Here is a 12,686-nt window from a genome sequence, read left to right as displayed (position 1 = left end):
GTTCGTCGTTCCTCGTGCCGCTCGGCTACGCCAGACTGTCCCGCCACGCCCGATGCAGATCCGCGAACCTGCCGGTCCCCGCGACGAGTTCGGCCGGAGTGCCGTTCTCGACGATCTGCCCGTGCTCCATGACCAGCACGCGGTCCGCGATCTCGACCGTGGACAGCCGGTGGGCGATGACGACTGCCGTACGCCCGTGCAGCACCGTCGACATCGCGCGCTGCACGGCCCGTTCGCCGGGGATGTCGAGCGAGCTGGTCGCCTCGTCGAGGATCAGTACGGCCGGGTCGGCGAGCAACGCCCGTGCGAACGCGACGAGTTGGCGCTGACCGGCGGAGATACGACCGCCCCGCTTGCGTACGTCGGTGTCATAGCCGTCGGGGAGCGAGCTGATGAAGTCGTGCGCGCCGATGGCCTTCGCCGCCTGCTCGATCTCCTCGCGGGTGGCGTCGGGGCGGCCGATGGCGATGTTCTCGGCGACCGTGCCGGAGAAGAGGAACGCCTCCTGCGTCACCATCACCACCCCGCGCCGCAGTTCCGGCACGGCGAGCTCGCGCAGGTCGACGCCGTCGAGGAGGACCCGGCCGTCCGAGGGGTCGTAGAAGCGGGCGAGCAGCTTGGCCAGTGTCGACTTGCCGGCGCCCGTGGAGCCGACGACCGCGACCGTCTGGCCGGCCGGGAACGTGAGGTCGAAGCGGGGCAGCACCTCGCCGCCGGTGCGGTAGCCGAACCGGACGCCGTCGAAGACGACCTCGCGGCCGGGGTGCTCCGACTCGAGCGCCGGAAGCTGCCGGGGCGCCTGCGGCTCGGGCACGGACGGGGTCTGGGCGAGCAGTCCGGCGATCTTCTCCAGGGAGGCCGCCGCCGACTGGTACGAGTTGAGGAACATGCCGAGCCGGTCGATCGGGTCGTACAGCCGCCGCAGATACAGCACGGCCGCCGCCAGCACACCCAGGGCGAGCGTGCCGCCCGCGACCCGGTGGGCGCCCCACAGCACGATCCCCGCGACGGCCGTGTTGGCGACGAGCCGGGAGCCGGTGACGTAACGGGCCATCTCCAGCAGCGCGTCGCCGTTCGTCCGCTCGTGCCGGGTGTTGAGGACCCGGAAGTCCGCGTCGTTGACGGCCTCGCGGCGGAAGGCGCGCACCGGCCGGATGCCGTTCATCGTCTCGACGAACTTCACGATCACGGTGGCGATCGCGGTGGAGCGCACGGTGTACACGCGCGCGGCGCGCCGCCGGTAGAGCCGTACGAGGAAGTACAGCGGCGCGAAGGAGGCCACGGCGACCGCGCCGAGGCCGAGGTCGAGCCAGAGCAGCATCGCCGAGATGTAGACGAAGGAGAGGATGACGGTGACGAGCTCCTGCAGGCCCTCGTCGAGCAGCTCGCGCAGGGACTCCACGTCCGTCGTGGAGCGTGAGATGAGCCGTCCTGACGTGTAGCGCTCATGGAAGTCGAGGCTCAGGGCCTGGGCGTGGCGGAAGATACGGCCGCGCAGGTCGAGCAGCACGTCCTGGTTGACGCGGGCGGAGAGCAGGATGAACGCGTACTGCAGCACGCCGGACGCGACCGCGCACAGCAGATAGCCGACCCCGACCGCGACCAGCGGCCCGAGATCGTCGCGGCGGAACGCCGGCACGGCCGTGTCGATCGCGTACGCCACCAGCAGCGGACCGGCCTGCACCGCCGCCTGCTGGAGCAGCAGGAGCAGCGTGGTGACGGCGACCCGCGCCTTCATCGGGGCCAGCAGGGAGCGCAGCAGGGCGGCGGTGGCGCCCGGCGGAGTGGGCAGGACGTCGTGGTCGAAGGGGTCGTCGGGCCGCGGGGATACGGGTCCTTCCTCGGCGGGCCTCGCCTTGTCCGGTTCTTCCCTGCCCGGTGCGGTGGCGGTCGTCGCCGTCATCGGTCGGCCTCCTCGGTCCCGGCCATGAGATGGGCGTATTCGGCGTTCGTGCGCAGCAGTTCGTGATGGGTGCCGACGGCGGCGATACGGCCGTCGGAGAGCAGCGCGACACGGTCCGCGAGGAGCACGGTCGACGGGCGGTGGGCGACGATCAGGGCGGTGGTCTCCGCCAGCACGTCCCGCAGGGCGGCCTCGACGGCGGCCTCGGTGTGCACGTCCAGGGCGGACAAGGGGTCGTCCAGCACCAGGAAGCGGGGCCTGCCGACCACCGCCCGCGCGAGCGCCAGCCGCTGTCGCTGGCCGCCGGAGAGGCTGAGGCCCTGCTCGCCGACCTGGGTGCCGGTGCCGTGCGGCAGGCCGTGCGCGAAGTCGGCCTGTGCCACGGCGAGCGCCCGCTCCAACTCGGGTTCTCCCGCGCCGTCCGAGGTCCCCATCAGTACGTTCTCCGCGACGCTGGCCGAGAAGAGGGTGGGCTCCTCGAAGGCGACGGCGACGAGTTCGCGCAGCGCCTCTCTGGGCAGCTCGGCGATGTCCTTGCCGTCGAGGGTGATGTGGCCGGATGTCACCTCGTGGAGGCGGGGGACCAGGGCGGTGAGGGTGGTCTTGCCGCTGCCCGTTGCGCCGACCAGGGCCATGGACTCGCCGGGGCGGATGTGGAGGTCGATGCGGTCGAGGACGGCCGGGGAGCCGGTGGGGGCGTCCGGATACCGGAACTGCACGCTGTGGAAGCGGAGTCCCTTGTCCTTGAGCCCTGTCGAGCCGGTAGCGGTGGCGGCCGGCGCAGCGGTACCAGCCGCGGTCGGCTTCTCCTGCTCTGCGTCCATCACCTCGAAGTACCGCTCCGTCGCCGTCGCCGCCTCCTGGCTCATCGCCAGCAGGAAGCCGATCGAGTCGACGGGCCAGCGCAGCGCGAGTGCCGTCGACAGGAACGCCACCAGCGTGCCCGCCGACAGCTGACCGTCCGCCACCTGGATCGCGCCCAGCACCAGTGCCGCCCCGATGGCCACCTCGGGCAGCGTCACGATGACACCCCAGATCGCGGCCAGCAGCCGGGCCTTGCGCAGTTCCGTGCCGCGCAGGGTCCGTGACAGCTCGCGGAACGCCCGGGCCTGGCTGCGGTGCCGGCCGAACCCCTTGATGATCCGGATGCCGAGCACGCTCTCCTCGACGACCGTCGTCAGATCGCCGACCTGGTCCTGGGCGCGCCGCGCCACCGTGGCGTACCGCTTCTCGAAGATCACGCAGGTGACCATCACGGGCACCGCCGGGATCAGGATCACCAGCCCCAGCGTCCAGTCCTGGAGCAGCATGATGATCACGCCGACGAGGATCGTGACGGCGTTGACCAGCAGGAACGTCAGCGGAAACGCGAGGAACATCCGCAGCAGCATCAGGTCGGTCGTGCCCCGCGACAGCAACTGGCCCGACGCCCACCGGTCGTGGAACGCCACCGGCAGCCGCTGCAGATGCCGGTAGAGATCCGCCCGCATCCCCGCCTCGACCCCGGCCAGCGGTCGTGCCACCAGCCACCGCCGCAGCCCGAACAGCAGCGCCTCCGCGACCCCGAGCAGGAGCAGACACAGCGCCCCGAGCCGGACCCCGGCCGGATCCCGGTCCGCGACGGGCCCGTCCACCATCCACTTCAGGACGAGCGGGATGACCAGCGACAGGCAGGAGGCGACGACCGCCACGAACGCCGCGGTGAACAACCGCGCCCGAACGGGCCGCACGTACGGCCACAGACGCAACAGCGTCCGCACGGCGGAACGGTCGGATCGGTCAGGGCTGTCCTCGGCGGTTGCACGTGTCGTCACCATCAGCAGCGAGCCTACGGATCGGCACTGACACTGCCCACCGAGTTTTGGCCGGTCCGCCATCGGCCGCTGGTCCTACGACCTGCGTGTTCGAGGGGCCGTACAGGCCGAGGACATGGGGTCGTACGGCGGCATCAACCGATCGGCCGATGCCGCTTCGAGCGCGACGGCCGATGCGGCGCACCCCGCCCCGCCGCGACCCTGATGCCATGACCGTCATCGAAGTCACCGACCTGCGCAAGTCCTACGGCGGCCGAACCGTCGTCGACGGCGTCTCCTTCGCCGTCGAGGAGGGCGAGATCTTCGGCATCCTCGGCCCGAACGGCGCCGGAAAGACCACCACCGTCGAGTGCGTCGAGGGCCTGCGCGTCCCCGACGCGGGCCGCGTCCGGGTCACCGGCCTCGACCCCGTCGCCGACCACGACCGCGTCACGCACGTCCTCGGTGCCCAGCTCCAGGAGGGCCGCCTCCAGGAGAAGCTCACCGTGCGCGAGGCGCTCCAGCTGTATTCGGCCTTCTACCCGAACCCCGCCGACTGGCGCCCGCTCGCCGAGCGTCTGGGCCTGACCGACCGGCTCGGCGCCCGGTTCGGCAAGCTGTCCGGCGGCCAGAAACAGCGGCTGTTCATAGCGCTCGCCCTCATCGGCAACCCCCGGATCGTCGTCCTCGACGAGCTGACCACCGGCCTCGATCCGCGGGCCCGCCGGGACACCTGGCAGCTCATCGAGGAGGTGCGGGCCGACGGGGTGACCGTCCTGCTGGTCACCCACTTCATGGAGGAGGCGCAGCGGCTCTGCGACCGGATCGCCGTGATCGACAAGGGGCGGATCGCCGCCCTGGACACCCCGGCCGGGCTGATCCGCCGCTCCGCCGGCGCCACGGTCATCACCTTCACGCCGTCCGAGCCGCTGGACGAACAGGAGCTGAGCGCCCTGCCCGCGCTGGCCTCCGTCGCCTACAAGGACGGCCGGATCACCCTGGCCGGCAGCGACGAGACGGTCAACGCCGTGATCACCCTGCTCGCCCGCCACCGCATCACCGCCCACCAACTGCGCGTCAGCGACGCCACGCTGGACGACGCCTTCCTGGACCTGACGGAGACGGATCTGACCGAGACCGATCTGACGAAGACGGACGACCTCACGGAGACCACGCCATGAACACCGCCGTACTGCGCACCGAGGCCCGCCTGCTCGCCCGCGAACCGGGCAGCCTCTTCTGGATCCTCGTCTTCCCGCCCGCGCTGCTGGCCGTCCTGGGCACCGTCCCCGCGTTCCGCGAGCCCCAGGACGGGCTCGACGGCCTGCGCATCGTCGACACGTACGTCCCCGTGACCGTGCTGGTCGGCATGATCGTCGCCGGAGTGCAGTCGATGCCGGCGGGCATCACCGGATACCGGGAGCACGGCATCCTGCGCCGGATGTCCGCCACTCCGGTCCGGCCGTCGGCGCTGATGTCCGCGCAGATGCTGGTCCACGCCCTGGCCGCCGTGCTCTCGGCGCTGCTGGCGCTCGCAGTCGGACGGTTCGCCTACGACGTACGACTGCCCGGACAGCCGTACGGCTACCTGCTCGCGCTCGTGTTGGCGGTCCTCGCCGCACTGGCCCTCGGGTCGGTGATCTCGGCGGTCTCCCGGACCGTGAAGATCGCGGGTGCCGTCGGGACGGCGGTGTTCTTCCCGATGCTGTTCTCCGCGGGCGTGTGGCTGCCGGTGCAGGCCATGCCCGACGTGATGGCCGACGTCGTCGGGCTGACGCCGTTCGGCGCCGCCGCGCAGGCCCTCAACGAGGCCACGGCGGGGGACTGGCCCGGCTGGGGCCACCTCGGCGTCATGGCCGCCTGGACGGTCGTGCTGTCGGTGGCGGCCGCGCGCTGGTTCCGCTGGGAGTAGGGGCCTCACGTGCAGACTGGTGGCATGACCGCGGTGGACACCGACATCGAGCGGCGCTGGGAGCTGATCCGCACCAAGGGGCCGTACGGGCTGCTCGCGGTGGCCACGCTGCTCGCGGTCGCCACCGCCGAGCTGACGCCGGGCGCGGCGGAACGGACCGCGGTCGCGGGGCTCGTCGCCGCGGGTTTCGCACTCCAGCTGTGGTGGGTCCGGGCGAGCCGCACCCGCCCCGGCCCGTCCACCGCCGGCACCGTGTACTACGCCGTGCGCTGGGCCCTCGGCTTCACGCTCACCTGGCTGAATCCGTTCTTCGCCTTCTACGCGGTCACCGGCTACTTCGACTCCGACGAGCTGTTGCGCGGGCGGCGCCTGCCGTGGATCGGCCCGTTCGCCTGCTCCATCGCCGTCTCGGGCGCGCAGGCCGGGGGGCTGCCGTTCAAGGAGACCGTGCAGTGGGTGGTGTTCGGTGCGCTCGTGGTGGTCAACAACGTCATCCTGACGGTGGTCGGCCACCTCACCTCGCAGCAGGAGGAACGCTCACGCGCCCGCGCCGAGACCATCGCCGAACTCGAACGCACCAATACGGCGTTGCAGCAGGCGCTGGACGAGAACGCCGCCCTCCACGCCCAACTCCTCGTCCAGGCCCGGGAGGCCGGCGTCGCCGACGAGCGCCGGCGCCTGGCCGCCGAGATCCACGACACCATCGCCCAGGGCCTGACCGGCATCATCGCCCAGCTCCAGGTCGTCGCGAACGCCCCCGACCTGCCCACCGCCCGCACCCACCTCGACCGCGCGTCCGCCCTCGCCCGCCACAGCCTCGGCGAGGCCCGCCGCTCGGTGCACAACCTCGCCCCCGTCGCCCTGGAGAACGACGGACTGCCCGAGGCCCTGAAGAACACGGTCGCCGAATGGGCCGAACGGACCGTCGTACGCGCCCAGTTCACGGTCACCGGCACCACGGAACAACTCCACGACGAACTCTCGGCGACGCTGCTGAGGATCGCCCAGGAGGCCCTCTCCAACACCTCCCGGCACGCCCGCGCGACCCGGGTGGGCGTCACCCTGTCCTTCCTCGGCGACGAGGTGATCCTCGACATCCGCGACGACGGCCGGGGCTTCGACCCGCTCGCCCTGCCCGAGCGCAACCACGCCGGCGGCTTCGGCCTCGCCGGCATGCGCGCCCGCGCCGAACGCATGGCCGGTTCCCTCACCGTCGAGTCCGAGCCGGGACACGGCACCGCCGTGTCGGCTCGCGTACCGTTGGTGCGCCATGAGTAGTGACGAGGCGTCCATCTCCCTGCTGATCGTCGACGACCATCCCGTCGTACGGGACGGCCTGCGCGGCATGTTCGAGTCCGCGCCCGGCTTCCGCGTCCTCGGCGAGGCCGCCGACGGGGTGGAAGCGGTAGAGAAGGCCGCCGTGCTGGACCCCGACGTGATCCTGATGGACCTGCGCATGCCGGGCGGCGGCGGGGTCGACGCGATCGCCGAACTGACCCGGCGCGGCGCCCGCGCGAAGGTCCTCGTCCTGACGACGTACGACACGGACACCGACACCCTCCCGGCGATCGAGGCGGGCGCCACCGGCTACCTCCTCAAGGACGCCCCGCGCGACGACCTGTTCTCGGCCGTACGCGCCGCCGCCGAAGGCCGCACCGTCCTCTCCCCGGCTGTCGCCACCCGCCTCGTCTCCGCTGTCCGTACTCCCGGGGCTACCGGCAACGAGCCCCTGTCCGCCCGCGAGCGCGAGGTACTGGCCCTGGTCGCCAAGGGCACGTCCAACCGCGAGATCGCCCGCGAACTCTTCATCAGCGAGGCGACCGTGAAGACCCACCTCACCCACCTGTACGCCAAGCTGGGCGTCAAGGACCGGGCAGCGGCGGTGGCCACGGCGTACCAGCGGGGGATCCTGGGCTAGGACCTGTCGGGAGAGCGGCCCTGGTCCGTCAGGCATCCACCCTCAGCAACAGCACCGCCCGCGCCGGCACCGTGATCGCCGCCCCCGCCCGGTGCTCCACGCCCGGCGCCTCCCCCTGCTCCTCCCGTGAGGTGTCGACGACCACCTCGTACCGCTCGGCCCACGGCGGCCCCGGCAGGACGAAGGTCACCGGACGGTCGCCTGCGTGCAGGACGGCCAGGAAGCTGTCGTCGAGGATCGGCGCCCCCCGCTCGTCGCGGCCCGGGATGTCCCGGCCGGAGAGGTACATGCCCAGCGTGGCGGCGGGGGCGTACCAGTCCCGTTCCGTCATCTCCGTGCCGCGCAGGGTGAACCAGGCCAGGTCCCGCAGGCCGTCGGCCGAATGGGCCCGCCCGGAGAAGAAGGCGCGCCGGCGCAGCACGGGATGCCGGTGGCGCAGCTCGATCACCCGGGCCGTCAGGTCGAACAGGGCCTTCCAGCCCGGGTCCTCCAGCAGCCCCCAGTCCAGCCAGCTGATCTCGTTGTCCTGGCAGTAGGCGTTGTTGTTGCCCCGCTGCGTCCGCCCCAGCTCGTCGCCCGCGACCAGCATCGGCACGCCCGTCGACAGCAACAGGGTCGTCAGCAGGTTCCGCAACTGCCGGCGCCGCAGCGCCCGGACGCGCTCGTCGTCCGTCTCGCCCTCGGCCCCGCAGTTCCAGGACCGGTTGTCGTTCGAGCCGTCCCGGTTGCCCTCGCCGTTCGCCTCGTTGTGCTTGCGCTCGTAGGACACCATGTCCCGCAGCGTGAAACCGTCGTGCGCGGTCACGAAGTTGACCGAGGCGTACGGCCGCCGCCCGCCCCACGCGTACAGGTCGCTCGACCCCGACAGGCGGTACCCCAGGTCCCGTACGTCCGGCAGCGCGCCCCGCCAGAAGTCCCGTACGGCATTGCGGTAGCGGTCGTTCCACTCCGTCCACAGGGGTGGGAACGCGCCCACCTGATAGCCGCCCGAACCCACGTCCCACGGCTCGGCGATCAGCTTCACCCGCCGCAGCACCGGATCCTGCGCGATGACGGCGAGGAACGGCGAGAGCATGTCGACGTCGTGCATGGAACGGGCCAGCGCCGCCGCCAGGTCGAAGCGGAAGCCGTCCACGCCCATCTCGGTCACCCAGTAGCGCAGGGAGTCGGTGATGAGCCGCAGTACGTGCGGCTGTACGACGTGCAGCGTGTTGCCGCAGCCCGTGTAGTCGGCGTACCTGCGTGCGTCCGACTGCAACCGGTAGTACCCGCGGTTGTCGATGCCCTTCAGCGACAGCGTCGGGCCCAGCTCGCCCGCCTCCGCCGTGTGGTTGTAGACCACGTCGAGGATGACCTCGATCCCGGCCGTGTGCAGCGCGTGCACCATCCGCTTGAACTCGCCGACCTGCTGCCCGGTCGTACCGGAGGCGGCGTAGCCGGCGTGCGGGGCGAAGTAGCCGATGGAGTTGTAGCCCCAGTAGTTGCGCAGGCCCTTGCGCAGCAGATGGTCCTCGTGCGCGAACTGGTGCACCGGCAGCAGCTCCACCGCCGTCACCCCCAGTTTCACCAGGTGCTCGATCGCCGCCGGATGCGCGAGCCCGGCGTACGTCCCCCGCAGTTCCTCCGGTATCCCCGGATGCAGTTCGGTGAAGCCCCGTACATGCACCTCGTAGATCACCGAGTCCGCCCACGGTGTCTTCGGCCGGCGGTCGTCCATCCACTCGTCCTCAGGGGCGTCGTCGTGGACGACGACGCCCTTCGGGACGTACGGCGCCGAGTCCCGGTCGTCGCGCACGGTGTCGGCGACATGCTGCTGCGGCCAGTCGCGGACATGCCCGTACACCTCGGGCGGCAGACTGAAGTCGCCGTCCACCGCCCGGGCGTACGGGTCGAGAAGCAGCTTCGCCGGGTTCCAGCGGCCCCCTGTCCACGGGTCCCAGCGGCCGTGCACCCGGTAGCCGTAGCGCTGCCCCGGCATGACACCCGGCACGAAGCCGTGCCAGATCTCGTGCGTCAGCTCGGTGAGCCGGGCCCGGGTCTCCTTGCCCTGCGCGTCGAACAGACACAGCTCGACGGCCTCCGCGCCTCCCGCCCACAGCGCGAAGTTGGTGCCCGCCACCCCGTCCGGGCCGACCCGGAAGCGGGCGCCGAGCGGCATCGGCGCGCCCGGCCACACCGGCACGGCCGGGGTCTTGCGCTGCGCCCCGTTCACGACGGCGGCCGGGCGCCCCTCCTCAGCGGCGACCGTCCCGGCCACCGCCTCCTGCTCGGCTGCGCTCGACACCTGTCGGCCTCCCACGGCTCATGGACCCCACGCACAGGGAAAGAGAGCCCACGGTGTCCCGGTCCGCGGCTCCCCATCGCGTCGTCCTCCCCACTGTTCTGCCCACCGCCGGGCTCGCACTCACGTTTCCCCAGGGCCACCCCGGTCGTTGGGGTCTTCGTGAGGCACGTACAAGGGCGCGCGCGGCGCGCGAGGGCCGTGTTGGCCGCCGTACTGACATGGGCAGGACTGCTGGCGGGTGCTGCCGGCTGCACTTCGGACGGCGGTGGCACGGACCGGATGCCGGGCAAACCCCGGGCACCCGAGGACGTCATCAGGGTCACGCCCGACGACGAGATCAAGGGCGCGCGGCCCGACGACCCGTTGCTCGTCCGCGTGCTCAGCGGACGGCTGGAGTCGGTGAAGGTCGTCAAGTCCCAGGACGCCCAGGACACCCCGGTGCCCGGGCACATCTCCGCGGACGGCCGGCGCTGGGAGCCCGAGGACCCCGCGCTCGCGCTGGCCGCCAAGTACACGATCGACGCGGTGGCCGTCGACGGCCACGGACGCCGCAGCGCACGGCACACGACCTTCACCACATACGTCCCCGAGGAGCGGTTCATCGGATACGTCGCCCCGGAGAACCGCTCCACCGTCGGCACCGGAATGATCGTCTCGCTGGACTTCAACCGCGAGATCCAGAACCGCGCCGCCGTCGAACGCGCCATCCAGGTCACCGCCGAACCCGCCGTGGAGATCCGCCCGCACTGGTTCGGCCCGGGCCGCCTCGACTTCCGCCCCGAGCACTACTGGAAGCCCGGCACCCAGGTCACCGTCGCGCTGCGGCTGCGGGACGTCGAAGGGGCGCCCGGGGTGTACGGGCAGCAGTACAAGACGTTCTCCTTCACCGTCGGCCGCCACCAGGTCTCCGTCGTCGACGCGGCCAAGCACACCATGGAGGTCCGGCGCGACGGCGAGCTCCTGACGACCGTGCCGGTCACGGCCGGCGCCCCGAAGAACACCACCTACAACGGCAAGATGGTGGTCACCGAGATGCTGGAGCTGACCCGGATGAACGGCGCCACGGTCGGATTCAAGAAGGCCAATGGCAAGGGCGAGTACGACATCCCGGACGTCCCGCACGCCATGCGCCTGACCAACTCCGGCACCTTCCTGCACGGCAACTACTGGGCGGACGCCTCCATCTTCGGACGGAGCAATGTCAGCCACGGATGCGTGGGGCTCAGGGACGTCAAGGGCGGCGGTTCTGAGACGCCGGCGGGCTGGTTCTTCGACCGCAGCCTGGTCGGGGACGTCGTCGAGGTCGTGCGCAGTAATGACAAAAAGGTCGCTCCCGACAATGGCCTCGGAGGATGGAATATGGGCTGGAAGGAGTGGAAGGCGGGGAGTGCGGTGAAGTAACAGGACAGGGGGGCTGGTTGCCCGACCGGCCGACCGTCCGTCGATGTTGGAACGGAACGGTGACAAACGCGCGGCGTCGGCGCCCTGGCCTTGTGGTTAATATGCGCCGATGCGCGTGGCAAATGCGCTGGCGCGCGGGCCTGACCAGGCCCGGGGGAGGGGAGAAGGACTTGAACGTGCGGCCGATATCGGGGGCGTCGGTTGACGCGCGCGGGAGGCGTGGGCGCAAGGGGCTGGCGGCGATGGCCGGAGTGCTGCTGCTCGCCGTCACCGCGTGCGGTGGGAGCGGCGGATCGGACGCCGGGGCCGGTGACGGCAAGGGCGGCGACTCCGCCACGGCGGAGGCCCAGAAGTCGCAGGCGGTGGTGACCATAGCCCCGGGCGACGGCGCCAAGTCCGTCGAGACCAGCGGGGCGCTGAAGGTGACCGCGGCCAAGGGCAGGCTGACGGACGTCGAGGTCAAGGACGCCAAGGGCAACGCGATAGCGGGGAGGATATCCGGCGACGGCACCACCTGGACGCCGTCCACGCACCTCGCCGCCTCCACGAAGTACACGGTGCACGCGGTCGCCAAGGACTCCGACGGCATGGAGGCCGCCAAGGAGGGCGACTTCACCACCCTGACACCGAAGAACACCTTCCTCGGCCGGTTCACCCCCGAGGACGGCTCCAAGGTCGGCGTCGGAATGCCGTTCTCGATCCGCTTCGACCGGGGCATCACCAGCCCCGAGGACGTCGAGAAGGCGATCACCATCAAGACCGAGCCGGCCGTCGAGGTCGAGGGCCACTGGTTCGGAAACGACCGCCTCGACTTCCGGCCCGAGAAGTACTGGAAGGCCGGTACGAAGGTCACCGTCGACCTCAACCTCGACGGCGTCGAGGGCCGCGACGGCGTCTACGGCGAGCAGGACAAGAAGGTCACCTTCACCATCGGCCGCGACCAGGTCTCGGTCGTCGACGCCAAGGCCAAGAAGATGAAGGTCATGCAGGACGGCAAGGTCGTCAGAACCATCCCCGTCACCACCGGCGCGCCCGGGTACGAGACCTGGAACGGCCAGATGGTCATGACCGAGAAGTTCGTCCAGACCCGCATGAACGGCGACACGGTCGGTTACGAGGGCGAGTACGACATCAAGGACGTGCCGCACGCCATCCGCCTGACCGATTCCGGCACCTTCATCCACGGCAACTACTGGGCCGGCGGCGCCTTCGGCAACACCAACGCCAGCCACGGCTGCGTCGGCCTGCGCGACGTCAAGGGCGCGTGGAGCAAGGACACCCCGGCGGCGTGGTTCTACAACCACTCGATGATCGGCGACGTGGTCGTCGTGAAGAACTCCGCGGACGGGACGGTGGCTCCGGAGAACGGCCTCAACGGCTGGAACATGCCGTGGGAGAAGTGGAAGGCGTAGCGCCGAAGTGATGGGCCTACGGCCCCGACGCTGACGTACGGCCCTGGTGCACGGCCTCGATTG

Annotated in this window: 9 protein-coding genes; 6 read left to right on the top strand and 3 right to left on the bottom strand. The window is 71.1% G+C overall.

Annotated features, from left to right (window positions below; all coding sequences use genetic code 11):
- Nucleotides 1-25: 25 nt before the first annotated feature.
- A complete protein-coding gene (locus OHO27_RS12500; RefSeq protein WP_328423247.1) occupies nt 26-1,903 on the bottom strand; it encodes an ABC transporter ATP-binding protein in 1,878 nt (625 codons plus the stop codon).
- Nucleotides 1,900-3,720 (bottom strand): ABC transporter ATP-binding protein, encoded by a 1,821-nt coding sequence (locus OHO27_RS12495; protein ID WP_328423245.1) that lies wholly within the window; start codon nt 3,718-3,720, stop codon nt 1,900-1,902. Before OHO27_RS12495 ends, OHO27_RS12500 begins: the two co-directional genes overlap by 4 nt.
- Before the next feature lie 206 nt (nt 3,721-3,926).
- Here OHO27_RS12495 and OHO27_RS12490 point away from each other — a divergent pair, with 206 nt between their 5' ends.
- Genes OHO27_RS12490 through OHO27_RS12475 form a run of 4 tightly spaced genes read left to right on the top strand, consistent with a single transcriptional unit; the run spans nt 3,927 to nt 7,526 of the window.
- Complete coding sequence (locus tag OHO27_RS12490; protein ID WP_328423243.1) at nt 3,927-4,877, top strand: ABC transporter ATP-binding protein; 951 nt, start codon at nt 3,927-3,929, stop codon at nt 4,875-4,877.
- A complete protein-coding gene (locus OHO27_RS12485) occupies nt 4,874-5,608 on the top strand; it encodes an ABC transporter permease (RefSeq protein ID WP_328423241.1) in 735 nt (244 codons plus the stop codon). The genes OHO27_RS12490 and OHO27_RS12485 overlap by 4 nt, the downstream gene beginning before the upstream one ends.
- A gap of 24 nt (nt 5,609-5,632) precedes the next feature.
- The gene (locus OHO27_RS12480) at nt 5,633-6,886 is read left to right on the top strand and encodes a sensor histidine kinase (RefSeq protein ID WP_328423239.1); all 1,254 of its coding nucleotides are present in this window, start codon (nt 5,633-5,635) and stop codon (nt 6,884-6,886) included.
- Entirely contained in the window at nt 6,879-7,526 is a 648-nt protein-coding gene (locus tag OHO27_RS12475; RefSeq protein ID WP_328423237.1) for a response regulator transcription factor, read from the top strand. Before OHO27_RS12480 ends, OHO27_RS12475 begins: the two co-directional genes overlap by 8 nt.
- Nucleotides 7,527-7,554: 28 nt before the next feature.
- On the opposite strand, the gene glgX is transcribed toward OHO27_RS12475, so the two are convergent.
- Nucleotides 7,555-9,810: a glycogen debranching protein GlgX gene (glgX, locus tag OHO27_RS12470; protein ID WP_328423234.1), complete on the bottom strand. Its 2,256-nt coding sequence runs from the start codon at nt 9,808-9,810 to the stop codon at nt 7,555-7,557.
- A 159-nt stretch (nt 9,811-9,969) separates the two neighbouring features.
- Here glgX and OHO27_RS12465 point away from each other — a divergent pair, with 159 nt between their 5' ends.
- Both OHO27_RS12465 and OHO27_RS12460 read left to right on the top strand, forming a co-directional pair.
- Entirely contained in the window at nt 9,970-11,211 is a 1,242-nt protein-coding gene (locus tag OHO27_RS12465; protein WP_328423232.1) for a L,D-transpeptidase, read from the top strand.
- A gap of 170 nt (nt 11,212-11,381) precedes the next feature.
- On the top strand, nt 11,382-12,623 hold the full coding sequence (locus tag OHO27_RS12460) for a L,D-transpeptidase (protein ID WP_328423231.1): 1,242 nt from the start codon (nt 11,382-11,384) through the stop codon (nt 12,621-12,623).
- The last annotated feature ends 63 nt before the right edge of the window (nt 12,624-12,686 follow it).

It is taken from the genome of Streptomyces sp. NBC_00443 (assembly GCF_036014175.1).
Classification (GTDB): Bacteria; Actinomycetota; Actinomycetes; order Streptomycetales; family Streptomycetaceae; genus Streptomyces.
The sequence above is the reverse complement of the archived record's forward strand: the minus strand, read 5'-3'. Positions and strand labels throughout refer to the sequence as shown.

Excerpts from the sequence above, each read along its gene's own strand:
- OHO27_RS12500 (WP_328423247.1), bottom strand. The coding sequence starts at position 1,903 with ATGACGGCGACGACCGCCACCGCACCGGGCAGGGAAGAACCGGACAAG.
- OHO27_RS12495 (WP_328423245.1), bottom strand. The coding sequence starts at position 3,720 with ATGGTGACGACACGTGCAACCGCCGAGGACAGCCCTGACCGATCCGAC.
- OHO27_RS12490 (WP_328423243.1), top strand. The coding sequence starts at position 3,927 with ATGACCGTCATCGAAGTCACCGACCTGCGCAAGTCCTACGGCGGCCGA.
- OHO27_RS12485 (WP_328423241.1), top strand. The coding sequence starts at position 4,874 with ATGAACACCGCCGTACTGCGCACCGAGGCCCGCCTGCTCGCCCGCGAA.
- OHO27_RS12480 (WP_328423239.1), top strand. The coding sequence starts at position 5,633 with ATGACCGCGGTGGACACCGACATCGAGCGGCGCTGGGAGCTGATCCGC.
- OHO27_RS12475 (WP_328423237.1), top strand. The coding sequence starts at position 6,879 with ATGAGTAGTGACGAGGCGTCCATCTCCCTGCTGATCGTCGACGACCAT.